Origin of the sequence: Mycobacterium simulans, assembly GCF_900232995.1 — a bacterium.
GTDB lineage: Bacteria > Actinomycetota > Actinomycetes > Mycobacteriales > Mycobacteriaceae > Mycobacterium > Mycobacterium simulans.
Genome location: NZ_OCVX01000006.1, coordinates 11,354 through 36,272, shown reverse-complemented (window position 1 = coordinate 36,272; position 24,919 = coordinate 11,354). Strand labels below are relative to the sequence as shown.

At 64.2% G+C, this 24,919-nt stretch carries 22 protein-coding genes and 4 pseudogenes; 16 read left to right on the top strand and 10 right to left on the bottom strand.

Annotated elements, in window-relative coordinates; all coding sequences use genetic code 11:
* On the top strand, positions 1–268 hold a 268-nt coding region (locus tag MSIMFI_RS22005; protein ID WP_224770375.1), incomplete at its 5' end, for a hypothetical protein.
* 34 nt (positions 269–302) lie between these two features.
* On the opposite strand, the gene MSIMFI_RS22000 is transcribed toward MSIMFI_RS22005, so the two are convergent.
* The 6 genes from MSIMFI_RS22000 to MSIMFI_RS21975 are packed head-to-tail and all read right to left on the bottom strand — an operon-like array spanning position 303 to position 7,201.
* Positions 303–1,835: a class I adenylate-forming enzyme family protein gene (locus MSIMFI_RS22000; protein WP_191499164.1), complete on the bottom strand. Its 1,533-nt coding sequence runs from the start codon at positions 1,833–1,835 to the stop codon at positions 303–305.
* Positions 1,828–3,351 carry a class I adenylate-forming enzyme family protein gene (locus MSIMFI_RS21995; protein ID WP_191499163.1) on the bottom strand — a complete coding sequence of 508 codons (1,524 nt, stop codon included), beginning with the start codon at positions 3,349–3,351 and terminating at the stop codon, positions 1,828–1,830. Before MSIMFI_RS21995 ends, MSIMFI_RS22000 begins: the two co-directional genes overlap by 8 nt.
* Positions 3,341–4,798 (bottom strand): class I adenylate-forming enzyme family protein, encoded by a 1,458-nt coding sequence (locus MSIMFI_RS21990; RefSeq protein ID WP_191499162.1) that lies wholly within the window; start codon positions 4,796–4,798, stop codon positions 3,341–3,343. Before MSIMFI_RS21990 ends, MSIMFI_RS21995 begins: the two co-directional genes overlap by 11 nt.
* Positions 4,798–5,592 (bottom strand): enoyl-CoA hydratase/isomerase family protein, encoded by a 795-nt coding sequence (locus MSIMFI_RS21985; RefSeq protein ID WP_191499161.1) that lies wholly within the window; start codon positions 5,590–5,592, stop codon positions 4,798–4,800. Before MSIMFI_RS21985 ends, MSIMFI_RS21990 begins: the two co-directional genes overlap by 1 nt.
* Positions 5,583–6,383, bottom strand: coding sequence for an enoyl-CoA hydratase/isomerase family protein (locus tag MSIMFI_RS21980; protein WP_191499160.1), 801 nt, complete (start codon positions 6,381–6,383; stop codon positions 5,583–5,585). Before MSIMFI_RS21980 ends, MSIMFI_RS21985 begins: the two co-directional genes overlap by 10 nt.
* Entirely contained in the window at positions 6,383–7,201 is an 819-nt protein-coding gene (locus MSIMFI_RS21975; protein ID WP_191499159.1) for an enoyl-CoA hydratase/isomerase family protein, read from the bottom strand. Before MSIMFI_RS21975 ends, MSIMFI_RS21980 begins: the two co-directional genes overlap by 1 nt.
* Before the next feature lie 106 nt (positions 7,202–7,307).
* On the opposite strand from MSIMFI_RS21975, the gene MSIMFI_RS21970 reads away from it, so the two are divergent.
* Both MSIMFI_RS21970 and MSIMFI_RS21965 read left to right on the top strand, forming a co-directional pair.
* Positions 7,308–7,958: a hotdog family protein gene (locus MSIMFI_RS21970; protein WP_191499158.1), complete on the top strand. Its 651-nt coding sequence runs from the start codon at positions 7,308–7,310 to the stop codon at positions 7,956–7,958.
* On the top strand, positions 7,955–8,842 hold the full coding sequence (locus MSIMFI_RS21965) for an enoyl-CoA hydratase/isomerase family protein (RefSeq protein ID WP_191499157.1): 888 nt from the start codon (positions 7,955–7,957) through the stop codon (positions 8,840–8,842). Before MSIMFI_RS21970 ends, MSIMFI_RS21965 begins: the two co-directional genes overlap by 4 nt.
* A gap of 5 nt (positions 8,843–8,847) precedes the next feature.
* Here MSIMFI_RS21965 and MSIMFI_RS21960 read toward each other — a convergent pair whose 3' ends face one another.
* A complete protein-coding gene (locus MSIMFI_RS21960) occupies positions 8,848–9,618 on the bottom strand; it encodes a TetR/AcrR family transcriptional regulator (RefSeq protein WP_191499156.1) in 771 nt (256 codons plus the stop codon).
* A 101-nt stretch (positions 9,619–9,719) separates the two neighbouring features.
* On the opposite strand from MSIMFI_RS21960, the gene MSIMFI_RS21955 reads away from it, so the two are divergent.
* The 10 genes from MSIMFI_RS21955 (at position 9,720) to MSIMFI_RS21910 (ending at position 20,814) form a co-directional block, all read left to right on the top strand.
* Positions 9,720–10,517, top strand: a complete 798-nt coding sequence (locus MSIMFI_RS21955) for an SDR family NAD(P)-dependent oxidoreductase (protein ID WP_191499155.1) — start codon at positions 9,720–9,722, stop codon at positions 10,515–10,517.
* A gap of 21 nt (positions 10,518–10,538) precedes the next feature.
* Positions 10,539–11,546 (top strand): dihydrodipicolinate synthase family protein, encoded by a 1,008-nt coding sequence (locus MSIMFI_RS21950; RefSeq protein WP_191499154.1) that lies wholly within the window; start codon positions 10,539–10,541, stop codon positions 11,544–11,546.
* Positions 11,539–12,363: an enoyl-CoA hydratase gene (locus tag MSIMFI_RS21945; RefSeq protein WP_191499153.1), complete on the top strand. Its 825-nt coding sequence runs from the start codon at positions 11,539–11,541 to the stop codon at positions 12,361–12,363. Before MSIMFI_RS21950 ends, MSIMFI_RS21945 begins: the two co-directional genes overlap by 8 nt.
* Before the next feature lie 9 nt (positions 12,364–12,372).
* Positions 12,373–13,542 (top strand): acyl-CoA dehydrogenase family protein, encoded by a 1,170-nt coding sequence (locus MSIMFI_RS21940; protein ID WP_191499152.1) that lies wholly within the window; start codon positions 12,373–12,375, stop codon positions 13,540–13,542.
* Positions 13,543–13,550: 8 nt separating this feature from the next.
* Positions 13,551–14,765 carry a CaiB/BaiF CoA transferase family protein gene (locus MSIMFI_RS21935; protein WP_191499186.1) on the top strand — a complete coding sequence of 405 codons (1,215 nt, stop codon included), beginning with the start codon at positions 13,551–13,553 and terminating at the stop codon, positions 14,763–14,765.
* Between the two features lie 130 nt (positions 14,766–14,895).
* Positions 14,896–16,116 (top strand): amidohydrolase family protein, encoded by a 1,221-nt coding sequence (locus MSIMFI_RS21930; protein ID WP_191499151.1) that lies wholly within the window; start codon positions 14,896–14,898, stop codon positions 16,114–16,116.
* Positions 16,117–16,119: 3 nt separating this feature from the next.
* A complete protein-coding gene (locus tag MSIMFI_RS21925; protein ID WP_191499150.1) occupies positions 16,120–17,745 on the top strand; it encodes an acyl-CoA synthetase in 1,626 nt (541 codons plus the stop codon).
* Entirely contained in the window at positions 17,742–18,575 is an 834-nt protein-coding gene (locus MSIMFI_RS21920; RefSeq protein WP_191499149.1) for an amidohydrolase family protein, read from the top strand. The genes MSIMFI_RS21925 and MSIMFI_RS21920 overlap by 4 nt, the downstream gene beginning before the upstream one ends.
* Positions 18,576–18,578: 3 nt before the next feature.
* Positions 18,579–19,616 carry an acyl-CoA dehydrogenase family protein gene (locus tag MSIMFI_RS21915; RefSeq protein ID WP_191499148.1) on the top strand — a complete coding sequence of 346 codons (1,038 nt, stop codon included), beginning with the start codon at positions 18,579–18,581 and terminating at the stop codon, positions 19,614–19,616.
* Between the two features lie 4 nt (positions 19,617–19,620).
* The gene (locus MSIMFI_RS21910) at positions 19,621–20,814 is read left to right on the top strand and encodes an acyl-CoA dehydrogenase family protein (protein ID WP_191499147.1); all 1,194 of its coding nucleotides are present in this window, start codon (positions 19,621–19,623) and stop codon (positions 20,812–20,814) included.
* Positions 20,815–20,863: 49 nt separating this feature from the next.
* On the opposite strand, the gene MSIMFI_RS21905 is transcribed toward MSIMFI_RS21910, so the two are convergent.
* The 3 genes and pseudogenes from MSIMFI_RS21905 to MSIMFI_RS21895 all read right to left on the bottom strand — a co-directional run.
* Positions 20,864–21,310 carry a hypothetical protein gene (locus MSIMFI_RS21905; RefSeq protein WP_191499146.1) on the bottom strand — a complete coding sequence of 149 codons (447 nt, stop codon included), beginning with the start codon at positions 21,308–21,310 and terminating at the stop codon, positions 20,864–20,866.
* Between the two features lie 56 nt (positions 21,311–21,366).
* A complete protein-coding gene (locus MSIMFI_RS21900) occupies positions 21,367–21,705 on the bottom strand; it encodes a helix-turn-helix transcriptional regulator (RefSeq protein ID WP_191499145.1) in 339 nt (112 codons plus the stop codon).
* A gap of 159 nt (positions 21,706–21,864) precedes the next feature.
* Positions 21,865–22,068 (bottom strand): annotated as a pseudogene (locus MSIMFI_RS21895) (thiolase C-terminal domain-containing protein); the annotation flags it as partial.
* A gap of 1 nt (position 22,069) precedes the next feature.
* Here MSIMFI_RS21895 and MSIMFI_RS21890 point away from each other — a divergent pair.
* From MSIMFI_RS21890 to MSIMFI_RS21880, 3 pseudogenes are all read left to right on the top strand, one after another.
* Positions 22,070–22,870 (top strand): annotated as a pseudogene (locus MSIMFI_RS21890) (cytochrome P450); the annotation flags it as partial.
* Positions 22,871–22,959: 89 nt separating this feature from the next.
* A pseudogene (locus MSIMFI_RS29385) lies at positions 22,960–24,377 on the top strand (PE family protein).
* A 113-nt stretch (positions 24,378–24,490) separates the two neighbouring features.
* Positions 24,491–24,826: pseudogene (locus tag MSIMFI_RS21880) on the top strand (hypothetical protein); the annotation flags it as partial.
* Between the last annotated feature and the right edge of the window lie 93 nt (positions 24,827–24,919).

The following is a 24,919-nucleotide window of genomic DNA, read 5'->3' as shown; positions in this document are numbered from 1 at the left end:
GGCGGGCGGGGCCGGCGGAAACGGCGGGCTGATCGGTGCCGGCGGGGCCGGTGGCGTCGGCGGAGCCGGTGGGAACGGCGCCCCCGCTGACGGCGGTACCGGCGGTAAAGGTGGTAATGGCGGGGCCGCCAGGCTGTTCGGTAACGGCGGTGACGGCGGGGCCGGCGGGCCCGGTGGCCAACCCGGTGGAGCCGGCGGGCATGGCGGCCTCGGCGGCGCCGGTGGGACGCTGTTCGGCAGGCCCGGTGCGCCCGGCCCGACCGGTTAAGGCGGACCGGTAGCGACACCGTCGACCCGAACTGTCAATCCTGGACCCGGGTCTCGTGATTCGCTTTCAACAACATGTCCCGCAGCTGACGGACGTCGACCTTGCCGGTGCCGCCGCGGGGAACGTCGTCATCGGAATCGAGCAGCAGCCATACTGTCGGCACCTTGAAGGCGCTCAGCAACCCGCGGGCGGCGCCGCTCAGTTGTTCGGCCGTCAGCGCATCGCACACCACCGCGGCGCCCACTCTTTCTCCCTGAGCGCCAGTCACATTGGTTACGAACGCGTCGTCGACGCCGTCTATGGTGCGCAGTGCCCGCTCGACCTCGCCCGGATACACGGTGGCACCGCTGATTTTGAACATGTCGTCGGATCGGCCGTGGTAGAACAGGTAGCCTTCTTCGTTGAGCCGACCGAGATCTCCGGTGGGGTAGAAGCCATCGGCGGTGAATAGTTCCTCTCGGCTGTGACGGCAGATGCCGCGCAGTGTGTGCGGTCCCCGGATCTGGATCATGCCAACGGTCCCGGCCGGGACGGGATCGCCAGTGTCGGTGTCGACGATGCGAACTTCCATGCCGGGGAACGGCTTTCCGCAACTGCCCCAGGCCGTCGGCGGCATGTCCACGTCGGCGGCGTAGCCGCAGTATGGTCCGAATGCCTCGGTCATACCGAACAAGACCGCGCGTGCTCCTGGTTGAGCCCACTGCTCGGGCGGCAGTAGGGCCTCCAGACTGCCCGGGCGCAACGCCGAGAGGTCGACGCCTGCGCGGTCGGGGTGCCGCGCTAGTGCTTCGGCTTGGTCGGGCCAGCCTCGAAAGAGCGTGACCCGCTCGGCTTCCAGCAGACGCAACGTCGTTTCGGGTCTTGGCAATTCCTCGGTCACCAGCGTGGCACCGGCCAACAGCGCGGACAGTATCCCGCCGCCCAAGCCGCCGACCCAGAAGAACGGCATCGGCAAATACAAGCGCGTGTCAGAGGTGATGCAGCGCGCCGCGAGGCCCGATTGCACCGCGCCCAATGCGCTGCCGTGGGAGTGTATGACTCCTTTCGGTGATCCGCTGCTGCCCGAGGTGAAGATGATGACCAGCGGGTCAGCCCGGGTGACCGTCTCGGTCATGGCGTCGACGATTTGGCCAGCGCGTTGGCTTGCCGTGGCGTTGGCGAGCTGTTGGGCGGGCCAAACCGCCTGCAAGGCAGGCAGTTCCGCTTGCGGGAGGTCGTCGAGATACCGGTGTCCCCGGAATTCCTCGACGCTCACCAGGAATTGCACCGACGCCACCTGCAGCTGCGCGATCAGCTCGCCCGGCCGCAACAGGGTGCTCAACGGGACCAATACCGCGCCGATGCGCGTCAGTGCGACAGCGACCTGCACCCAGCGAGTGCCGTTGGGCATGATCAACCCGACCCGGGTGCCCTTGCCCACACCGGCGTCAATGAATGCCGCGGCTAAATCTCTTGTGGTCGTGTCGAGTTCGCGGTAACTGATCCGCGACGCCGGGTCAATCACCATCGGTTTGGAACCGTGCTCCGCAGCTTGCGACCGCACCAGCTGGTCGATGGTGTCAAGCATCAAACAGCTTCTTCAGTTGCTGCGTATCGACCTTGCCGCTGGACAACAGCGGCACCTCGGCGCGCGGCAGGGCGATAAACCGTTTGGGAATCTTGTAGGCCGACAGTTCCGTCTTGAGGCGATCGAGCAGCGCCGCTTGGTCAAAGTTCTCACCATCGTCCGGCAGGACGACTACTGCGGCTACCAACTGTCCACGCCCGGCATCCGGAATGCCCACGACGTGTGCTACTAAACCGAGTTTGGCAATAGCCTTTTCAACCTCGGCCGCCGAGACATTGGCGCCCGCGGTCTTGATCATTCCGCTGCGCCGGCCGACGAAATACATGAACCCCTCGCCGTCGGCGTGCACCAAATCACCGGTGTGGAACCAGCCGTCGGCGTCGAAGCACTCTTCCCGACCACGCTTGTGGTAGCCCTGCATCACGAATGGTCCGCGGATATACAGTTCCCCGTCGACTATCAGCGTCTCGAATCCTGGCGCCGGCCTGCCGTACGACCCGCGTCGCTCTTCGGGTTGGTCCGATTCGTCCCCGCTGATGAGCAGGACACTGCCTGCTTCGGTCATCCCTAGCATGTTGTGTCGCAATTCCGGATCGGCCGGCCGGGCCTCGGGCGCCATGATCGGATAGAGGTTGCCCCGGCGCATCGACGAGAGGTCGCGCTCGGCGAAGCTCGGACTGTTGGGCAGGTGCGCGATTCCGGCAGCGAAACCGTTTGTCATGGTGGGCTTTTCCTCTTCTAGGAAGTCGAGCATCTCGTCAGCGTCGGTCGTGTTGGAACACGCTAGAGTCGCCCCGGCAACCAACGTGGCCAGCAGGCTGAATGCAAAACCACCTATCCAGAAGAACGGCGAGTTGCAGAACAGTTTGTCGTTGGCCATCAGGCCACGAATCGTGTTCAGGTTCTGTTGATGTCGCAGCAGTGCGGCGTGGGTGTGCACTACTCCCTTAGGCGCACTCTCCGAGCCCGAGGTGTACACAATCGCCAGCACGTCGGAGCCGTCGACATCGTCTTCCATTGCGGCTAGAAGGGCGGGTTCAATTGTGTCGCCACGTCGGCATCCAGGTTCGAAATCGGTGACGACGTGGCGCAATTGCGGTGTGGCGGGGCAGAACAACCGCTCGTCATTGTCGAACTCGGTACCTAGTACCTGCGTCAGCCGGTCCAGGTAATCATGGGAGCGAAACGACTGGACGCTCAATAGAATCCGCACGTCGCTATCTACTAGCTGGTCGCGCAACTCGCGAGCGGTGACAAAGGTGGAGAACGGGACAACCACCGCGCCGATACGCGCCGCCGCCAACATTCCCACGACAAAATCGACGCCGTTCGGGTAGAGCAGCCCCACATGGGTTCCCTTGCCCGCGCCAAGAGCGATCAGGCCGCGGGCTAGTTCCGCCGAGCGGCGATCGGCACCGGCGTAACTCATGCGGTCACCGTCGCACACCAACAGCGGATGGTCTGCGCGCGAACGGGCTTGGCGTCGCAGGACTTCGGCGACGGTGTCACCGGGCATGATCAGCTGTGTTACTAAAGAAGCGCCGAATCGCGTTCAGGTCGGCCTTGCCGGACGGCGTTCGGGGGATCGTGTCGACGATCGCGATTTCGGTCGGAATCTCATAGGCCGCCAGGCGAGTCCGTAGGTATTCGACCAACTCGCCGGAATCGGTAGACGCTGACCCGCGCAATTCCACCATGGCTACCGGTGTCTGGCCAAGACGCTCGTCGAAACGTCCGACCACAGCGGCGCCGGCCACCGCGGGGTGGGCCTCGAGGGCGATGCGAACGTCGTCGGGCATGACCTTGAAGCCGCCGCGGATGATCGCCTGATCGGCCCGACCGACGATCCAGACAAAGCCGTCGGCGTCGATGCGCGCCATGTCTGAGGTCCGCATCCACTCCGCCGACGGCCCCAGCTGTCCCGGCTTGACCTCCAGCCGGCCAACCTGGCCCGGCGGGAGTATGGCGCCTCCCTCATCGGCCACGCGTAGTTGCGCGCCGGGTTTGGCCCGGCCGACGCTGCCGCGTTTGGTTCGCCAGAATTGCTGGTAATCGGGGAGGGTCCAGCCGGCAACTCCACCACCGAATTCGGTTGCGGCATAAGAAGTCAGGACGGGTATCCCGTACTTCTCGGTGAAGGCGTCGGCATCATCGGCCGATAGCGGGGCGGTACCGCAGGTAACGGCGCGGATGCCGGCTAGGTCGGCGCGCGACAGGTCGGCGTGCAACACCGTCCGCAGCGCGGCTGGCACCAGCGATACCGTGCGGGGACGGTGCTTGCGCCCCGCTTCTATCCAGGCGTTGAGCTCGAATCGTTCTAGCAACACAAACGGTCTCGCCTGGGCGACGCATTGCAGAACCCGGAAGACACCGCCAATGTGGACCAGCGGTGAGTTGACGATCGCGACGCCCCGGCGCAGCTCGCTAGGCGCCGGTGCGCCCTCGTAGTCGGCGCCCATCACGCTGTGCGCCAACATGTCGTAGCTGAGGTCGATTCGTTTTGGCGGGCCGGTGGTTCCGCTGGTCAGCATTCGAACCGCGACGGCAGACGGGTTTCCTGGTGACGCCGCCGGCGGTTCGTCGGACCGGTCGAAGATGCCCGAGAGCGACACCGCGGTCATGTTAGGCGTATCGGCAACGAGTGCTTCCAGATCGTCGGATTCGCCGACGATCACCGGCAGACCCAGGCCGGCGATGTCGGCTCTGGTACGGTCATCACCGCGAGCGGGGTGGATGGTTACCACGGTTCCGCCGCCCAGCAGAACGCCGAGGAACGCCGCCACGTGAGCGGGGCGGTTACGCAGCAGGATCCCGATCTGGAGCTCGGGTGCGGCAAGTGACCCGATACGCCGCGCCGTCACGCCGAGCTGGCCCCACGAAAACCATTGGCCGTCATACTCGACGGCATGCGCACCAGGCTGCAAATCCAGTACGTCGGCGATGCGTTGGCTCAGCGGGTGCATCACCGGATCTTTGGTTCGTGCGCGGGAGGAGCCTTGCTGGCCGCCAATTCCGCCGTGCCGAGTGGATTACCCAGCCGGGTATAGATGAGCCCTTGTTCCATGGCGGCCCGGTAGGGCCGGTCCAGCGACTCCCAGATCGCTTTCACGGTGCCCTGTGTCGCCGACGGCGGCTTGGCCGCGATCGTCGCCGCGATCTGATGGGCACGTGTCCACAACTGTTCTGGGTCAACCACTTCCGAAACCAATCCGATCCGCAGCGCGGTGTCGGCGTGGACTCGCTCATCATTGCCCATCAGCGCGATCCGCAACGTTTCGCCAAGACCGATGCGGCGCATCAGGCCGATCGGCTCCATTGCGGAGACCAGACCGACCGATACGTGCGAGTCGAAAAAGGTTGCATTTGCCGAGCAGATGACCACGTCGGCTTCGTTGATGAAGTAGAACGCGCCCGCGGTGCACGTGCCCTGAACGGCGCACACCACCGGCTTCCACATCTTTTGCCACTTGGGGCTCAGCGATTCACCGGGATCCTCGTGATTCCACACGTTTTTGGGCTGACCATAGGGGGACTTGATATCGAGACCTGCACTGAACGCGCGGCCGGATGCCCTTAGCACCACCGCGTGCACAGATTCGTCGAGTTTGACGATGCGCCACGCCTGCGCCATCTCCTCACACATGGTGCGGTCGAACGCGTTGAGCTTTTCGGGCCGATCCAGAGTGATGGTCGCGACGTGGTCGGTGGTGTCGATGTCGAGCAGGATCCGTTCGAAACCGGGGGCGTTCATTGGCATTGCCAATCCGGTTTCCGCTTTTCGACAAACGCCTTGGGGCCCTCCTGCGCGTCCTCTGTCCGCAGCACGCGTTCGCGGAATGCTTCGGCGAGCATCTCGGCCTCGTGCAGCGGGAGATCCAGACCCTTGAGAATGGCCAGCCGCGTCCCCCGGACCGCAAGGGGTGCATTGGAGTTCACGATGTCGGCGATTTCGTGGGCACGTTCGAGTAAGCGGCCGTGTTCGACGATCTCACTGATCAATCCGAGGTCGAATGCGCGCTGCGCGCTCATCCTTTCGTGCTTGCCCAGCAACGCCATTCGCAGGGCGACGGAACGGGGTAGCACTCGGGCCAGCCGCACCAACTCCCGGCCGGCGACTAACCCGATGCTGACATGTGGATCGAAGAAGGTGGCCTTGTCGGATGCGATGACGATGTCTGACGTGGTAACCCAGTCCAGGCCCGCGCCACAGCACAACCCGTTAACGGCCGCCAGTAACGGCTTCGCCATGCGGCGAAACGGCGGTGTGCCTTCCTGGGGCGCCTCCCACTGGTCGTAGGTCGACAGGTAGGGCCGCTCGTAGATCACTTTGCCGTCGGCGGGAATCGCTTTGACGTCGGCTCCGGTGCAGAACGCGCGGCCGGTGCCGGTGACTATGAGCAGCCACACCTTGTCGTCGTTTTCGGCCTCGTCGTAGGCGGCCCGCAGTTCGGTGATCATGTGCGGGCTGAGCGCGTTGAGGGCCTCTGGACGATTCAGCGTGATAGTGGCCGTATGCGCGTCCACCTCGTAGGTAATGGTGTCAAACATCAACGGCCCTCGAACTTCGCGTCGCGCCGGCGCCGAAACGCTTCCAGGCCTTCCTTGAAATCGCTTGTTCGGCAGGATAGTTCCAAGTTGTACAGCTCCTGGGTCAGGGACTGGCTCAGCGTTGCGTGCTGACCGAAGTTCAACGCCTGCTTGGCCAGCCCAATCGCAACCGTGGGACCCGAAGACAGTCGTGTCAGCAGCTCGTCCACCGTCTTGTCGAGCTCACCGGCGTCCACGGCCCGGTGAATCAGACCCCAGTCAGCTGCGTCGGATGCGTTCACCTTCTCGCCGAGCAGCAGCATCCGCCGGGCACGGGCGAGGCCGACCAGTCGGGGCAGCAGCCAGGTCGAGCCCGAGTCCGGGCTGAACCCGCGATCCACGAACGGCTCCCAGAACACGGCGTCGGTGGTAGCGACGGTGAAATCGGCGGACAGCGCCAGATTGCAGCCCATGCCCACGGCCCAGCCCCGCACGCTGCACACCACCGGCAGCTGGATGCTGTGCACCAGCTCGATGACTCGGTGAGCGGCGTGGGGGATGCGCCGCACCAGGTCACCGGTGCGAGGACGTGGCCCACCGTTGTTGGTGGCCACCCAGTCGGCGCCACCGCAGAAGTCGTCTCCCGCCCCGCGGATGTGAATCGCGCGCAGCGAGTCGTCGGCCGCAGCATCGGTTAGCGTGTCGACGAACCCATCGATCATCCTGTGCGTCAACGAATTTCGCCGTAGCGGGCGGTCGAGTGTGACTCGCAGTACCGCGCCGTCCCGGCTCGTTGTTACCGAGCCCTCAGCTTCGGCCGAGTCGGCGTCGTGACTCACTATATCGTTACCCCTACAGTAGGCGATACGATTGCTACGCTGTATAAGTTAGCAAGGAAACGCTACCGACGGAATAAGCGGGTGAAACCCAAAGAGGAAGGGACGCATGGGGCCGAAGTTCGGAGAAACGCCGCTGGCCCAGACCGTCGCCGCCGCGGGTGCCATCCGCCGCCTGAGTTCGTTGCTGCTTTCGCTGGAACATCCCCACCCGCCGGTTGACGCCATGCTGGCGCAATTCGCCGATTGGGAGCGCGAACTTGCGGCAGCGGCTCCCGCCGATCCTGCCCCTCGAATCGGTGACCGCGCGGACGACGCCCGTCGGGTCTATCTGAATCACGCAACCGACATTGCCGCCTACAACCCCTGCTTTCCCGAGTACCAGTTCGATCACCTCGATGCCGAGAATGCCAGCGGCCGGGTCAGTTTCCCGCTTGTCTACGAGGGGCCGCCCGGGCTGGTGCACGGTGGCTTTCTCGGTGTCTTCTTCGACTGCGTTATCCAGCATCACAGTTGCGTCGCCGGGCTTTCCGGAAAGACACGAGCACTGTCCGTGACATTCCGCCGACCGACACCTCTGCTTACCGAGCTGCGTTTCGACATTGCCCGATCGCAGACCGAACGAGGGGTCGCGTCGACGGCGCGTCTGCTGCTCGACGACCAGGTGCTCTGCACGGGTGAGGTCAATACGTTGGCGTCGCAGCCCGACAGGCTTGCCGGATATCAATTCGGCGCGCGGCGAAAGGAGTTCGGCACATGACCTCCTCGGAGGGTTTGGACGAGCGAGTACTTTTCGAGGTCGATCACGACATGCGAATCGCCACCATCACGCTCAACAACCCCAAGCAACGCAACTCCTACGACGCCGCCATGCGCGAGGCGATCGCCCGCTGTCTGGACCGCGTGGCCGACGACGACGATCTCACGGTGGTGCTGCTGCGCGGAGCGGACGGAGTCTTCAGCACCGGGGCGGACATGAACAATGCTTACGGCTGGTACGGCGAAAGCGGCTCGCCGGCCGAAAAACGTCGGCCCAGTCAGCGTCGCCGACTTGCCGTGGACCGCAAGTCATTTGGCTTCTACCACAACTTCATGGGCTTCCCGAAGGTGACGGTGGGGGAGATCGCCGGCTATGCCCTGGGCGGTGGCTTCGAGATCGCACTGATGACCGACATCTCGGTCATTGCGCGCGACACGAAGATCGGCATGCCGGCAACACGCTTCCTCGGCCCCGCGCTGGGCAGCCTGCACATGTTCTTCCACCGCTTGGGACCGGTACTGGTCCGACGACTGCTGCTGACCGGTGACATCCTCGAGGCTGGCGAGATCGAGCACCTCGGAATCTTCACTGACACTTGCGATCCCGGATCGGTCGCGGCGCGTGCTCGATACTGGGCCGAAAAGGCGGCCAAGATGCCCGCCGACGGTGTCGTCATCGCCAAGGAGGCGTTCCGCCTCGTCGAGCAGAGCCAGGCGTACCAGGGTGAGGAAGTCGCGAGTTATCTATTCCATGCATTTGGCACGAATCTGCAATTCGCACCGGGGGAGTTCAACTTCGTCAAGACGCGCGCTGAGCACGGCACCAAGGAGGCATTCCGGTTGCGCGACGAGCACTTCCACGTCCCGGAACCCGAAACGGAATAGGAACCTTAACGTTTAGCGGTGGTCTTGCGTTGGCGGGCCGGCGCCTTGCGGGCGGCCTTCGCGCCGTCGTCGATCAATCGACTGGCGTGGTCCAGGATGCAGTCGAGGCCGTATTCGAAGTTGGTTTCGTCGGGAGCCCCGATGCGATGGCCCTTACCGGTCACCTGAGCGATCAGCGGAGTGGTATGTGGATCGATGGCAACCGCGTCCTCAATCGTGCGCGAACCGTCGTCCGACGACTGATTCTTTTCGAAGAGGCGCTGCAGCACCACCGACCCCCGCACATGTAACGAAACCGCGGAGTAAGTGTCGAAGGCGTCCTCCGGCGAGAGTCCGGCCTCAACCAGGTTGGCAATCGCTCGCTCCATCTCCTGAGCACCCAGGCGGGCCGCTTTTGCGCTCAAGGCTGCCCTGATCAATATCAGGTCGCACAGTATTGGGTTGCCCATAAACGTCTTCCGCATCGACCGCGCGTGATTGCGTAACGTTTCGCGCCAGTCGTTGGCTTCGACGTATGGGGTGGCAAAGACGTACTTGCTCAACGCGCGGTCGGTCATCGCGTTGAGCAGATCGTCCTTCTTGCGGAAGTACCAGTAGATGCTGGTGACGCCGACGCCAAGGTGTTTGCCCAGCAGCGGCATGCTCAGGTTGTCTATTGAAACCTGTTCCGCGAGTTCGAATGCGCCGCTGATGATGTCATCGGGATTGATGGAACCGCGTTCGCGTCGCTGACGCTTCTCGGCGGTCGCCTGCTTTGCCACTACGGGCACCTCCATCAAGATCTATCCTGGTACGCGGTCGTCAACCTTACCGGGGTACATCCGCTGTCTGCTACTGTAATACCTATCGTAGGCTTTTTGGTAACACTCGGTGCGCTATGGATCTAGGCCTGGCAGATGCCACCGCGGTGGTCGTGGGCGGCAGTGGTGGCATGGGTTTTGCCGCCGCTCGTTGCCTTGCCGCCGACGGCGCGAAAGTGGCCGTCGTCGGTCGGCAGCAAACCAAGGTTGACAGCGCGGCCGACGAGCTGACGGATTGCGGTAGCCCCGATGCCGTCGGGCTGGTCGCCGACGTCTGCGACGCCGCACAGGTCGACGCCTTGTTCGCGGAGCTCGGTGAGCGATGGGGCGGCGAACTCAATGTCCTCATCAACGCGGTCGGTCCGGGCTCGGTAGGCAGCTTCGAAGACTTGACCGACGAGCAGTGGCGCCAAGCCGTCGAGGCGGGCGTGATGGGCATGGTGCGCTGCGTTCGGTCTGCACTTCCGCTGTTGCGCAAGGCGCAGTGGGCGCGGATCGTGAACTTCTCGGCGCACTCGACGCAGCGGCAAAGCGTGATACTGCCCGCCTACACGGGTGCCAAGGCGATGCTGACCAGCGTCTCCAAAAACCTGTCCCTGCTGCTGGCCAAGGACGAGATCCTGGTCAACGTCGTCTCGCCGGGCAGCATCGCATCCGAGTCACTGGTCGGCTGGGCTTCATCGGTCGGTGTCGACGGCAACGATCCCTACGCCTTGATGGAGGCGATCGCCAAGCACTTTGGGCATCCGGCGCACTTGCCGCGTGCCGGCCTGCCAACCGAGATCGCGCCGGTGGTGGCTTTCCTCGCGTCACGGCGTAATTCGTACATGACGGGGGCCAACATCAATGTCGACGGCGGTTCGGATTTCACCTAACTGTCTTGAGGAGGAGGCATTATGGCCACGGCCGCGGAAGCCAGGAGATGGGCGCGCAGCGCTCTGCGCGGAATCGGAGACTCGCTCTATACGCCGTTTTGCGGCACCGACGGTGACGATATCGACTGGGACGCGTACCGGACTTTGGTGCACTATTGCGTCGCCGATCTCGGCCACCCGATGTTGTGGTGCACCAGCGGGATCGCGGAGTTCTGGTCGCTGACCCTCGACGAGCGAAAACGGCTGCTAGAGGTGGCAATCGAAGTGGGGCGCAGAGCGAACCCGGGTGTCGTCGTCCAGGCTTGCACAGCGGCCACGGCGGTCAAGGACTGTTTAGAGTTGACGTTGCATGCGCAGCAGGCGGGCGCCGACATCGCCTATATCCAAACGCCGATGATGGAGGCGCACGGTGGCGCCGGCGTGCTCAGATTTTTCCAATACATCGCCGCGCGCACGGATATCGCACTGGGCATGTTCAATTCGCCGTCCTCGGGTTACGTGTTGAGTCCCGCCGAAGGGGCGCGGATTTACGACGAAGTGCCCGCGGTGTGTGCCACCAAGGAGGGTGCCTTTCGCCCGCAGAGCAGCCGGTTGCTGCATCAGCTGGCGCCCGATTTGATGGTCTGGGAATGCGACAAGACGGTGTACCGCGCCGGCTGGCTGCGGGACGGCATCGTTTGCCCGGCACAATTGGGAACGGCCGGCTATTTGTTCGAGACTCCGCAGCGCAGAATCTTTTCCGAGTATTGGGATCTGATCTTGAATGACAAGCTGCTCGAGGCCATGGACTACGGGCGGGAGTCTGGCCTGGACCAGTTCGACATCGACCTCGGATCGTGGTTCACGTGCTACCCAGGACGATCCGACTACTTCACCCACTGGGGTGGTGCGTTCAAATACGCTGCGTCGCTGCTTGGTTTGCCGATCGGTGCATATCCGCATTCGCGACCCCCGCAGGCCGAAGTGCCGCCCGAAGCGAAGGCCCAGATCGAAGCGGCCTATCGGCGGTTGGGACTCATTGATGCTTAGCCACGTTGACGACGCGGTGCTCTACGAGGCCACTCCGCGTGGTGTCGCGATCGTCACGCTCAATCGCCCGGAGCGGCTCAACGCCTGGGGTCCCGATATGGCGCCCGCCTTTTATTCCGCCATCGATCGTGCCGAACAGGACCCGGCCATCCGGGTGATTGTGCTGACCGGCCGGGGTCGGGCGTTTTGTGCCGGTGCCCATCTCGGTTCATCGGGTTCTGCTCCCGCCGTTAGCGATTCGTTGGAGAAGGCTGGCGGCAAGACGGTGGCGGACCTGGTCGGTGAACGTCCGCCGCATTTCGTGACCGAGCTGCGCAAACCGGTCATTGCGGCCATCAACGGTGCCTGCGTCGGCATCGGCCTTACCCAGGCCTTGATGTGCGACGTCAGGTTCGCCGCGGCCGGCGCCAAGTTCGCCGCGGTGTTCGCCCGACGCGGACTGATCGCCGAGTTTGGCATCTCGTGGATACTTCCGCGCCTCACAGGGTGGGGCGTAGCGCTTGACCTGTTGCTCAGCGGACGTACGTTTCTGGCCGACGAGGCGGCGCGGCTCGGCCTCGTCAAGGAAGTCGTGGCACCGGAGGATCTGATGGCGCGGGTGCTGGACTACGCCGAGGATATCGCCCAAAACTGTTCTCCAGCTGCGCTTTCAGTGATCAAACGGCAGGCATACGCCGACACCGGCCGTGATGTTGCGACCGCCACCGCCGATGCCGAAGCGCTGATGTGGGAGGCGCTGCCGCGCCCAGACGTCATCGAGGGGATCGTGAGCTTCTTGCAGAAGCGGCCGCCGCGGTTTCCGCCGCTGGATTCCTAGGGGCAAACGATGGATTTCTCGCGTCTCACGCTCTCCGATGAGGACCAGGCGTTCCTCGACGATGCCCGAAGCTTTCTCGCCGAGCACATGACCGACGAGGTTCGACAGCGCGACCGCGAGACGGGCGACAATTTCGACGAGGGACTGCACTTGGCATTCGGCGCGGCAGGGTATTTGGAAGCCGAGTGGACGGCCGCATCCGACGGCGGCATGACCCGGCTGCAACGACGCATCTGGACGCTGGAAAAGCGGCGGGTGCATGTGCCGTGGGTGACGTGGGGGACGACTGCCATGGTGGCGCGCGCGGTGGTGAAATTCGGTTCGCCCGAGCTCGTCTCGGAGGTGCTACCCAAAGTCTTCAGCGGCCACGTCCGGATGTGCCTGGGCTACACCGAGGCTGAGGGCGGGTCCGACATCGCCACGTGCAAGACGCGAGCCGTGCGTGATGGCGGCAGCTGGGTCATCAACGGCGCCAAGATGTTTACCACCGGAGCCCATAACTGTCAGTACGTGTTCCTGATCACCAACACCGATCCGAAGGCGCGAAAACATAAGAGCCTGACAATGTTCCTGGTGCCGCTGGACTCCGCGGGCATCGAGATCCAGGGTATTCGCACCGTGGACGGCGAGCGCACCAACCTCGTGTACTACAGCGACGTCCGCGTCGACGACAAGTATCGGCTGGGCGAGGTGAACGAGGGTTGGACCGTGTTGCGTGAGCCGCTCAATGTCGAGCACGGCGCGGTGAAGGCCGGGCGCGATGGGTTGCAGGACACGTCGGTCATGATGCACCAGGCCGGGCTCATGGCCGAAGCGGTCGATCAGGCCGCGGCGTGTGCCGCGCAGGCCGATCCCGACGGCTCGGTGGTATATCGGCTGGGGCGTAGCGTCGCTCGCATGGAGGCCGCGCTGAGCACCCCGAACATTTTCGGCCGGGTGGCGATCGCCCAGACCATGCGGGACATCTCACCGGACCTGATGGACATACTCGGTACAGCCTCAGCGCTGTCGTCCGGCGCCGAATATCTCTACCGGTTCGCTCCGCTGATGGGCATCTACGGCGGCACGCTCGAGGTGTTCCGCAACATGATCGCGGAATACACGCTTGGCTTGGGCAAACCCGATTACTCTGCGCCACTTGCGGACCGATCGACGGCGTCACGGAATGGGGTCACATGATCAAGGTGATGGAGGGCTTCCGGGTCCTGGAGGTCGCACAGTTCACGTTCGTCCCCGCCGCCGGCGCCATACTGGCCGACTGGGGCGCCGACGTCATCAAGGTCGAACATCCGGTGCGCGGTGATACCCAGCGCGGCTTCCTCAATATGGGTGGCATCCAGGTAAATCCGGACCGACATCCGCTGATGGAACATCCAAACCGGGGCAAGCGCAGCGTCGGCATCGACGTTTCCACGCCGGGCGGCCAGGAAGTGATTTACGAACTGGCCAAGACATCGGATGTGTTCTTGACCAACTACATGCCCAGGGTTCGGCAGAAGCACAGGTTCGACGTGGAGCACATCCGCGCTGCGAACCCTGACATCGTCTATGCGCGCGGGTCGGCATACGGCGACAAGGGACCCGAGCGCGATGTCGGCGGCTATGACGGCACGGCCTTTTGGACCCGCAGCGGGGTCGGCTACGCGCTGACGCCCGAGGAGCTGGGCGGTGCACTGGGACAGGGCATTCCCGCGTTCGGCGATTCCATTGGCGGCATGTTCATCGCGGGCGGTATCTCGGCCGCATTGCTGCACCGCGAACGCACCGGCGAAGCTCTCGAGCTGGACGTATCGTTGCTGAGCACCGCATGGTGGGCGGCCGGCGCGAGCGTGACCCAGGGCATGGAGACCGGCGCGGTTATGCGCACGCCCATGCCGGGATCTGGTGCGCCATCGGTGAACCCGTTCATGGGCAACTATGTGACCTCCGACGGTGGCACGATCAATCTGTGCATCATCAGCCCGACCGGGCTGATCCGCGACACGTTCGAACATCTCGGCATCCCCGAGGCCGCTGACGATCCGCGCTTTTCCGATGTATTGCCGTTGATCCAGAACGCCGACGCCGCCGCCGAATTGATTGCGAAGGCGTTCGCCGGCAAGCCTTTTGACTACTGGCGTCGGCACCTCAAGACGATGAAGGGCCAGTGGGCGCCGTTCCAGAGCCTCATCGACCTGGCCGACGACGAACAGGCGCTGGCAAACGACATGATCGTCGAAGTGGAAGCCGCCGACGGGGGAGCGCCGTTCAAGGTCGTCCGCGGGCCGGTGCAGTTCAACCATGAGCCCTTGACCACCACGCGGGCCCCGCAGGCGTCCGAGCACACCGAACTGGTGTTGATGGAATTGGGCATGGACTGGGACCGCATCGAAGTGCTGAAGAACTCCGGTGCCATCGCATAGCCCAGGGCACCCGGATTGATCAGGCATTTGACGGATCGGCTGCCGGCTTGGCCCGCGTTGTAGAAAGCGGTACCGATAAGTATACAGTATGTATTAGTCATCACGCTCGCGGCTCGCAGCGATTGAAGGGATGTCCACCATGACGACGTTGGACTACCAGGCGATTGACGTCGACAACCACTACTACGAACCGATCGACTCGTTCACCCGGCACCTGCCGAAGGAATTCAAGCGTCGCGGCGTGCAGATGCTCCACGACGGCAAGCGCACCTGGGCCGTGATCGGCGAGCGGATCAATCAGTTCATCCCGAACCCGACCTTCGACCCCATCATCGAGCCGGGCTGTCTGGATCTGCTGTTTCGCGGCGAGATCCCCGAGGGTGTCGATCCGGCGTCGCTGATGAAGGTCGATCGGCTGGAGAACCATCCCGAATACCAGAACCGGGATGCCCGGGTGAAGGTCATGGACACCCAGAATCTCGAGACGGTGTTCATGTTGCCGACATTCGGCTGCGGTGTCGAGGAGGCGCTCAAGCATGACATCGACGCCACGATAGCGTCGGTGCACGCTTTCAACCTGTGGCTCGATGAGGACTGGGGTTTCGACCGGCCCGATCACCGGATCATCGCGGCGCCGATCATCTCCCTGGCCGACCCGGATAAGGCCATCGAGGAAGTCGAGTTCGTCTTGGACCGGGGCGCCAGGCTGGTGCTGGTACGTCCGGCCCCGGTCCCCGGACGGGTCAAGCCGCGTTCGCTGGGTGACCCCTTGCACGATCCGGTCTGGGCTCGGCTGGCCGAAGCCGGTGTGCCCGTTGGCTTTCACCTCAGTGACAGCGGTTATCTGGCGATCAACGCACTGTGGGGCGGCACGGCGACCTTCGAGGGGTTCGGCAAGAAGGACCCGCTCGACCAAGTTCTGTTGGACGACCGGGCGATTCACGACACGATGGCATCGATGATCGTGCACCAGGTCTTCACCCGGCATCCCAAGCTGAAGGTCGTCAGCATCGAGAACGGCTCGTACTTCGTCTACCGGTTGATCAAGCGGCTGAAGAAGGCCGCCAACACCGCCCCGTATCACTTCAAAGAGGATCCGGTGGCGCAGCTGCGGAACAATGTGTGGATCGCACCTTATTACGAAGACGACGTGAAGCTGCTCGCCGAGACGATCGGCGTGGACAAGATCCTGTTCGGCTCGGACTGGCCTCATGGTGAGGGGCTCGCCGATCCGATGTCGTTCACCGCTGACATTCCGCAGTTCCCGGAGTTCAGCACCGAAGACACCCGAAAGGTCATGCGCGACAACGCGCTTGACCTACTCGGTGCGAATGTCCGGGTGTCGGCCTAGCTCATGGCCGAATGGACGATCGGGGCGGTCCTGGACGCGGTCGCCGAAGCCGTGCCGGATCGCGTGATGACCGTCTGCGGGTCGCGCCGAAGCACGTTCGCGGAGTCGGCGGAACGGACCCGTCGGCTGGCGAACTATCTGGCCGCTAAGGGTTTTGGCGCGCACGCCGAACGTGAGGGGCTCGATGGCTGGGAGTGTGGGCAGGACCGCGTGGCGCTCATCATGCACAACGACCTGTACCCCGACATGGTCATCGCCTGTCTCAAGGCTCGGGTGGTGCCGGTCAACGTCAACCACTACTACACACCGCGAGAAGTCGCCGACTTGCTGGCCTACGTCAAACCGCGTGGGGTGGTGTACCACCGCTCTTTAGGGGCCAAGTTCGCCGACGTCCTGCCTTGTGAGGGCGTCGAATTGTTGATCTCGGTTGACGACGGCAGCGACTTTCCGGAGCTAGTTGGTGCCGTTTCCTTCGAAGACGCACTGGCGCACGGTGATTCCGATCACGGCAATACACCGTTGCCCGACGACGTGCTGATGATCTGCACCGGCGGCACCACCGGCCGGCCCAAGGGCGTGATGTGGCGGCAGGCCGACATCTACGTTGCGTCGATGAACGGTGAGGACCACGCCGTCGTCGACGAGATCCATAAGCGGGCGCGAAACGCAGGCCCGCCGTGGTTCGCGGTTTCGCCGTTGATGCATGCCGCCGGCATGTGGACCGCGTTCGCGGCGTTCCTGGCCGGACAGACGGCTGTACTGTATGACACCCGGCAGAAGTTCGACCCGGCGGCGGCGCTCGCGATTGCCGAACGCGAGAAGGTCGGCATGATGACGATGGTGGGCGATGCCTATGCGGCGCAGTTCGTGGAAGAACTTGGGCGGCGCAGCTACGACCTGTCTTCATTGTTTGCCATCGGTACCGGCGGGGCGGCCACCAACGTCAAATATCAACGAGCCCTGCTGGAGTACCTGCCCCACATCATCTTGATCAACGGCTACGGCTCCTCGGAGACGGGAAACATGGGCTTCGGGCACAGTCGGCACGGCACCCGCGCCGATACCTTCGTGCTCCGCACGGGCGGGCTGGTGTTGTCGGAGGACTACAGCCGGTTTCTATCGCCGGGTGATCCTGAGATCGGCTGGGTGGCCCGCGTCGGCCGAATTCCGTTGGGCTACTTCGACGATCGTGTGGCGACGGCCAAGACGTTTCCTGTTGTGGATGGGCAGCGGGTGGTGATTTCGGGCGATCGCGCCTCGGTGGAGGCCGACGGCACGCTGCGGCTGTTCGGCCGGGATTCGCTGGTAATCAACACCGGTGGCGAGAAGGTCTTCGTCGAAGAGGTCGAAGAGGTGCTGCGCGCGCACCCTGCTGTGGCCGACGCGTTGGTGGTCGGCCGGGAAAGCTCGCGGTGGGGGGAGGAAGTCGTGGCGCTGATCGAATTGCGTGGCGGTTTCGAGGCCGACGACGACGCGTTGCGCGCGCACTGCACCGCCGAGTTGGCGCGGTTCAAGGCACCCAAGGCGTTCCTTGTGGTCGATAGGGTGCGCCGACTGGGCAACGGCAAGGCCGACTACCGATGGGCCAAACAACAAGCCGCTGAGACGGTTAGGACGGCCGGACAATGACCGCGCCACGGCCCGTCATCGACTGCTTGGTCAACGTGCACTTCGGTGAGACGGAAACGCAGCCGGAATTCATGACCAAGGTCCGCGACGACTACTTCAAGGGCCCCACGTCAATGTTCGACCCGGTGGATTTGTCCGAGCTGCTCGACGAGATGGACGAACTCGGCGTGCAAAAGGCCATCCTGATGGACAACCTGGCCAAGCCGTCGGTGACTGCCCGCAAGTTCGTCGATGCGCGCCCCGATCGATTCGCGCTGGCTCTCGGTGGGGTTAACCTGCTGCGCCCGGTGGGGCCGTTACGGGAGTTGACCTCGACGGTGGCCGACCTTCCGGTTGCCTATGCCGTTGTCGGCCCGAGCTTCTGGGCCGACGGCATGTACCCGCCCAGCGATGCCGTGTACTACCCGCTGTATGCCAAGTGCGCCGAGCTCGACCTGCCGCTGTGCGTCAACACCGGCATTCCCGGCCCGCCGATTCCCGGCGAGGTGCAAAACCCGATCCACCTCGACCGGGTCTGCGTGCGCTTCCCGGAGTTGAAGCTGTGCATGATCCACGGCGCGGATCCGTGGTGGGACATCGCGATCCGGATGCTGATCAAATACCGCAACCTGCGACTGATGACCTCGGCATGGTCGCCAAAGCGGCTGCCGGAGAGCCTTATTCATTACATGCGCACGCGAGGGCCGGGCAAGGTCATCTTCGCCTCCGACTGGCCGGTGCTGCGCCAGCATCGCGTGGTGCCCGAAGCGAATGCCCTCGATCTGCCCCCCGAAGTCCTGGACAACTACCTCTACAACAACGCCAACGAATTCTTCTTCAGGGAGCGGTGAGGGATGGATAGATACGAATTGCGCCGACTCGATTACAGCCTGACCGAGGATCACAAGGCCCTGCAGGCCGCCTACCGCGAACTGCTGCAGGCCCACTGCCCGATCGAGACGGTCTGGGCCGCACAGGAAGCCGGGTTCGACAAGAGCCTGTGGGAGCGGTTGTGTGCGATGGGCGCCACCTCGATGGCGGTGGGGGAGGACACCGGCGGTGACGGGGCGACCCTGGTGGATCTCGCACTGGTCGCCGAAGAATTGGGCCGAGCGCTCGCGCCGGTGCCGTGGATCGACCACGTGTGTGCAGCGCGGCTGGCCGAACGATTGGGGGCCATGGAGGTTGACGTTATCGAGGGCAACCGGATTCTCGGGCTGGACGTCGCGCTGGAACCCGTTGCAGGGTCGCGACTTATCCCGGCGGCCGCGATCGCTGACGGCCTTTTGGTTCGGGACGGTGATGATGTGGTTCTGCTTCGGTTTGCTACCCGGCCCGCGCGGGTGCCCAACCTCGGCCAGCTTCCGATGGCGTGGGTGGATCCCGCCGCGGCCGATTCGCGGACGGTGCTGGGCTCGGGTCCTACGGCGGTCGCGGCCTATCGTCGCGCGCTCGACGAATGGCGGGTGCTGACTGCCGCGGCGCTGGTTGGACTTGTTGAGCAGACGATGACGATCGCGGCAGAGTTCGCCAAGACGCGGTACACGCTCGGGGTTCCGATCTCGACGCTGCAGGCGATTTCGCATCCGTTGGCCAACATGGCGATTGCCGTGCAGGGCGGCCGCAACCTTGCCCGTCGGGCCGCGTGGTTCCTCGACAACGAGCCCGACGAGCGACCGGAATTGCCCGGGTGCGCGTTTGTGTTTATGGCCGAGGAGGCGCCCAAAGCCGCGACCATGGCGGTCCACATCCAAGGCGGTCTCGGGGTGTCCGTCGAGGCCGCCGCAACGGCGTATCTAGTCCGGGCTCGGGGCTGGGCGCTGGCCGGCGGCGATCCGGGCGCCACGGCTAAACGGGTCGGGCAACTCGTCGCCGAGCGCGAAAGCGCGTAGCACAATGGATTTCACGCTTGTCGAACTCGACGCCGACGACCAGGCGTTTCTGGCGGAGGTCCGCGGGTTCCTCGCTGAACACGTGACCGAGGAGGTTCGCCGGCGCGACCGCGACACCGGCGACAACTTCGACGAAGGCGTGCACCTGGCCATCGGCGCGGCCGGATACCTGGAGAAGGAGTGGAAGCCGTTCGAGGAAGGCGGTTTCAGCCGGGTTCGTCGGCGGATCTGGGAGCTGGAGAAGCGCCGTTTCCATACGCCGTGGGTGACCTGGGGCACCACGTCGATGGTGGCCCGCGCCGTGGCCGCGTTCGGCAAGCCCGAGCTCGTCGACGAGGTGTTGCCCAAGGTGCTCAGCGGCGAGGTGCGGATGTGCCTGGGTTACACCGAACCTGAGGGCGGATCCGATGTTGCGACATGCAAGACGCGGGCCGTGCGCGACGGCGATCAGTGGGTGATCAATGGCTCGAAGATGTTCACCACCGGCGCGCACAATTGCCAGTACGTCTTCCTGATCACCAACACCGACCCGGATGCGCGGAAACACAAGAGCCTGACCATGTTTCTAGTTCCGCTTGACCTACCCGGCATCGACATCCAGGGCATTCGTACCGTCGACGGCGACCGAACCAACATCGTGTACTACAGCGATGTCCGTGTTGACGACAAGTACTTGCTCGGCGAGGTCAATGGCGGCTGGACCGTGCTGCGCGGACCGCTGGACGTCGAACACGGTGCGGTCGCCGCGGCACCCGATGGGTTGCAGGACGTCGCGATCATGGCGCACCAGGCCGGGTTCATGTCCGCCGCGGTCGATGCCGTGGCGGCTCGGGTCGGGCGACCGGGCGTTGGCGGGGTGCGGCCCATCGATGACGCGTCGGTGGCATATCGGTTGGGCCGCAGCGCCGCTCGAATGGAGGCTGCATTGGCCACTCCGAGCATCTTCGGCCGGGTCGCGCAGGCACAGACTATGCGCGACATTGGTGCCGATCTGATGGACATCGCCGGGGCTGCCTCGGTGCTGCCTATCGAAACCGACGGGGCCGCCGACGGCGGGGCTTCGGAGTATCTTTACCGGTTCGCTCCGCTGGCTGGGATTTACGGTGGGACGCTGGAGGTCTTCCGCAATATGATCGCGCAGCACGTGCTGGGCCTCGGCAAGCCGAACTACTCATCGACGGCTAGGAAGGCCTCCTGAAAAATGCCCACCGCCGTGCCGGGTCCGCCGTTCGTGCAAATCGTCACGACTAGTCCCGACCGCCTGACTTCTGGTGCTCTTGCTGAAGGCGAATGAGATCCGGGAGGGTTTGAAAGTCTTTGTCTCGCCCGGCAGCTTCCTTCGATGTGATCACGTCATCGAGGGAGGCGACCAGAACGCTCACACCGTCGACGGTCATCGTAGTGGCTGCCGGGCGCATCGCGTTGAAGCCGGCACTGAAGCCGGAGGGCGAGAACGCCAGATCCAGGTCGCCGAAGCGTGTGGTCAGATTCAGAACGCTGATGCCCTGCAACGATCCCGCGGTAGCACTGAACGGGAGTCCGTCCGTGCCGGCGGCACGGATCTTGGCATCGAGATCGTTTAACGCCGCAGCCAAATTCGCCAAGTTTCTTGCGGTGCGGTCGGGCACAATATCGATGTCGATGGTGGCGAAACCCGAGCCTCGGAGGAGGGCCGCATAGCCGCCGATCAACACGTAGGTGACGTGGTGACGGGCCAGGATTGTGAGGATGGCCGTCGGATTGAACTCCTTCAGGTCGCCTCCCGAGCCAGTCTTGCCTGCTCGGCTTGGATGCCTGTCTGCTCGGCTGCGCTACGGCGTTGCGCCTGCTCCCACAGCACATCGTCGTGATCGTCATACGGCACCAAGTGGGTGGACAGTGACAGATCCACCGCAGCAAGAATTTTCGCCATCGTGGGGTGCGTGGGTTGGCGCGATCCCGACTCGATCTTGGCGATCGTGCTGTATGGAACCCCGGCTTTAGCGGCCAATTGCCGTTGCGTCAGCCCGGCCTTCGCGCGTACCACCCGAAGAACGTTGCCGGCCCAAGCGTCAATGCTGCGCTGCGATGGAGGTCGAATGACGGCCATGCCACGATGCTACCTTATAAGGTAGCAACCCGCGTAACGCCCGATTTGGTGGTTGTCTTCCGCCTGCTCGGCACGGTCGCCTTTCCCTCGCGAGCAGACGCAGAATCGCACGAAATCGCAAGATTGCGTGCGATTCTGCGTCTGGTCGGCATAAGAACGTCAGGTGGTCAGGATGGTGGCGGCAGCCGTGCCGGGTGCCCCGTAGAGCTGGGTGAAGCCGACCTTGGGTGTGCCCGGAACCTGACGGTCACCGGCTTGGCCGCGAAGCTGGCGGACGATCTCGTGGATCTGACGCAAACCCGATGCGCCGATTGGCTCGCCGTCGGCGATCAGGCCGCCGTCGGTATTGATCGGCATCGAACCATCTCTGTTCCCGGTAGACGTGATGACGACGATGCAGGGCGTTCCGGAGCAGGATCGCCAGCAGATCCGGTTATGGATCGATGACCTGCTGCACCGCGACCCCGGTGAGGTCGAGATGAGCGAGGCCGGTCTGAAGTCCGCCGTCGACATGGCCATCTACTACTTCCGGCTCATCAAGAAGCGCCGGGAGAACGTGGCCGACGATCTGCTGAGCAGGCTGATCGAATCCGAGATCGAACGCGACAACGGCGAGATGACACCGCTCGACAATGTCGAAATCACGGAATTCGCAACGCTATTGGGCGGTGCCGGCGCCGAGACCGTCACCAAACTGCTGGGCAATGCCGCAGTGGTGTTCGCCAGAAATCCCGGCCAGTGGCGCAAGCTGCTCGACGACCGCAGCAAGATCCCGCGCGCGGTCGAGGAACTGCTGCGCTACGAGGCGCCCGCGCAGTACAACGTGCGGCGCTCGACGCGTGCGATCACGCTGCACGGCGTGACCATTCCGGCGGGCAAGCCGGTGTTCCAGGTGGGTGCCTCGGCTAACCGTGATCCGCTGGCGTGGGCCGACCCGGACACCTTCGACCTGGACCGCGACCGCACTCAGTCACTGAATCTGGGGTTCGGCTACGGCATCCACAGCTGCCTGGGTGCGGCACTAGCGCGCCTGGAAAGCGCGATCGCACTGGACCGGATGCTGGATTTCATGCCTCGCTACGAGGTCGACTGGAATGGCTGCAAGCGGGTCAACATGCAGAACGTAGCGGGCTGGAGCAACGTGCCGGTTCACGTGCTGCGTTAGCCCTACGAGTCTCGGCGCCACCTCCGAATGTCGAATCGTTAGCCAACCCGGGGCGAACCTGCCTACCATCTCGGAGAAGGGAGCCGCCGATGTCGTCGTACGTGATTGCAGTACCCGAGGCTCTTGCCGCAGCATCGGAGGACTTGACCGGGATCGGGGAGGCGATCAAGCGGGCCGCTGCCGCCGCGGCGCCTCCGACGACCGGGATTATCGCAGCGGCCGGCGACGAGATATCGGCGGCTCTCGCAAGCCTTTTGGCGGCTACGCCCAAGAGTTTCAGACGCTGAGCGCGCAGACGGCCCAGTTGCAAGCCCAGTTTGTCCGTGCGTTGAGTGCGGCAGCGGCCGAGTATGCGGCCGCCGAGGCCGCAAATGTGTTGCCGCTGCGGGCCTTGCTGCAACCGGCCGAAAGCCTGATCGGGGGTCCGCTGTTCGGCGGCGCCGCGGCTGCCAGTCCCGAGATCGCAACGCTGGGAGCGCTGCTCAACTCGGCGACAAACGCGGTAGGCCTGGGTGGGGTGCTGAACTTCCCCTCCACCGTGGCCGTCACTGCCCCAGGCACCAATGGGGTGACCGGTGTCAGGATCGGGTTCTCGTTCCTACAAATCCCGGTTGGTCCGACCTCCTTGCTGGGAATCCCGATTCCCCAGTTCAGCTACCCGGCCCCCGCACTGTGGTACTTCCCGACGCAGGCAAGCGGTTCGGTGAACGCCACCGGCACCGCCTATCTGCAGCACGGTTGGGGGGCGATCGGCTGGTTCTACCAGCCACTGGCCATCGAGCTGGCCCAGCAGACCAATAGCGTCGTGGTCACTCCCACTGTGCCCTCGATTCCGTTGCCGTTCGGTACCTGGATAGGCGGCGCGGAGTTGCAGCAGGGCGTGGGCTCGTTGTTCCTGGGCAACCAGACGGCGCTGAACATTAGTGCCAACCAAGCCGGTTACCTGGGCAAGCTACCGGAGGACTTCGTCCTGACCGGACACTCCGCCGGGGGTGCCCTGGCCACAATCGCCGGCGGCGACTACATCGCGGCGCTCGGGACAAACACCAACCACCTTCGCGGTGTGGTGATGTTCGACGGGGCCGGATTCGATTCCGCGGCCTTCGGGACTGCGATATCCACCTTGCAGTCGGCGAATATCCCCGTCTATACGGTGGCCGCACCCCCACAGCCGTTCAACGATTTCGGTGCCACCACGAATCAACTGGTCAGCCTGTACCCGGGGCAGTTCGTCGGGGTCGAGATTGTCGGCGGCTCGCATGTCGACGCGATGCTGGGCGGAAACCCCCTCATCGACTTTGCCGCCCAGCTGCTGACCGGCTTCTCCCCGCCCGGCGCCACCGCGGCCGTGTACACCCTGTCCACCGGCTGGATCAACGACATGTACGCCGGGGCCGTCCCGACCAACCCGACCTACGGCACCTACGGGCCCACCGGCGGCTACGTGCCCCCAGGCGGCCAGCAGATCATCCTGGGCCAGGCCACCGGGATCGTGCTACCGGTGTGACTAGGGCATATGTCCCATATGAGTAGACCGTCGAGGATTGACCGCTGACGCGAATGGGTGCTAGAACGAAGGCCCGTCCACCAGCACCTCATCGCCGCGACTCAGGAGTCGAAATGAAGTTGAAACTCACTCGCCTCGGCGCTGCGATACTGGGTTGTACTGCGGCGCTTATGTTTTCCGGTGCGGTTGCCAGCGCTGACCCGCCTGACCCGCATCAGCCGGACATGACGAAGGGCTGGTGCCCGGGTGGTCGATGGGGTTGGGGCCAATTGGCCGTGTGCGACGGCGAGAAGTACCCCGACGGGTCGTATTGGCACCAGTGGATGAAAACCTGGATAGTCGGCCCCCAGTTCTACTACGACTGCGTCAGCGGCGACGAGCCGCTCCCGGGCCCGGCACCGCCAGGTGGCTGCGGCGGGGCGATCCCGCCCCCCCCGCCCCCCCCCCCCCCGCCCCCGGCTCCTTTACACACCCGACGCCCCCCCCGCCACCCCCCCTCGCGCTCTCTCCGCGCCGCCCCCGCCTACCACTGCAACCCTGTG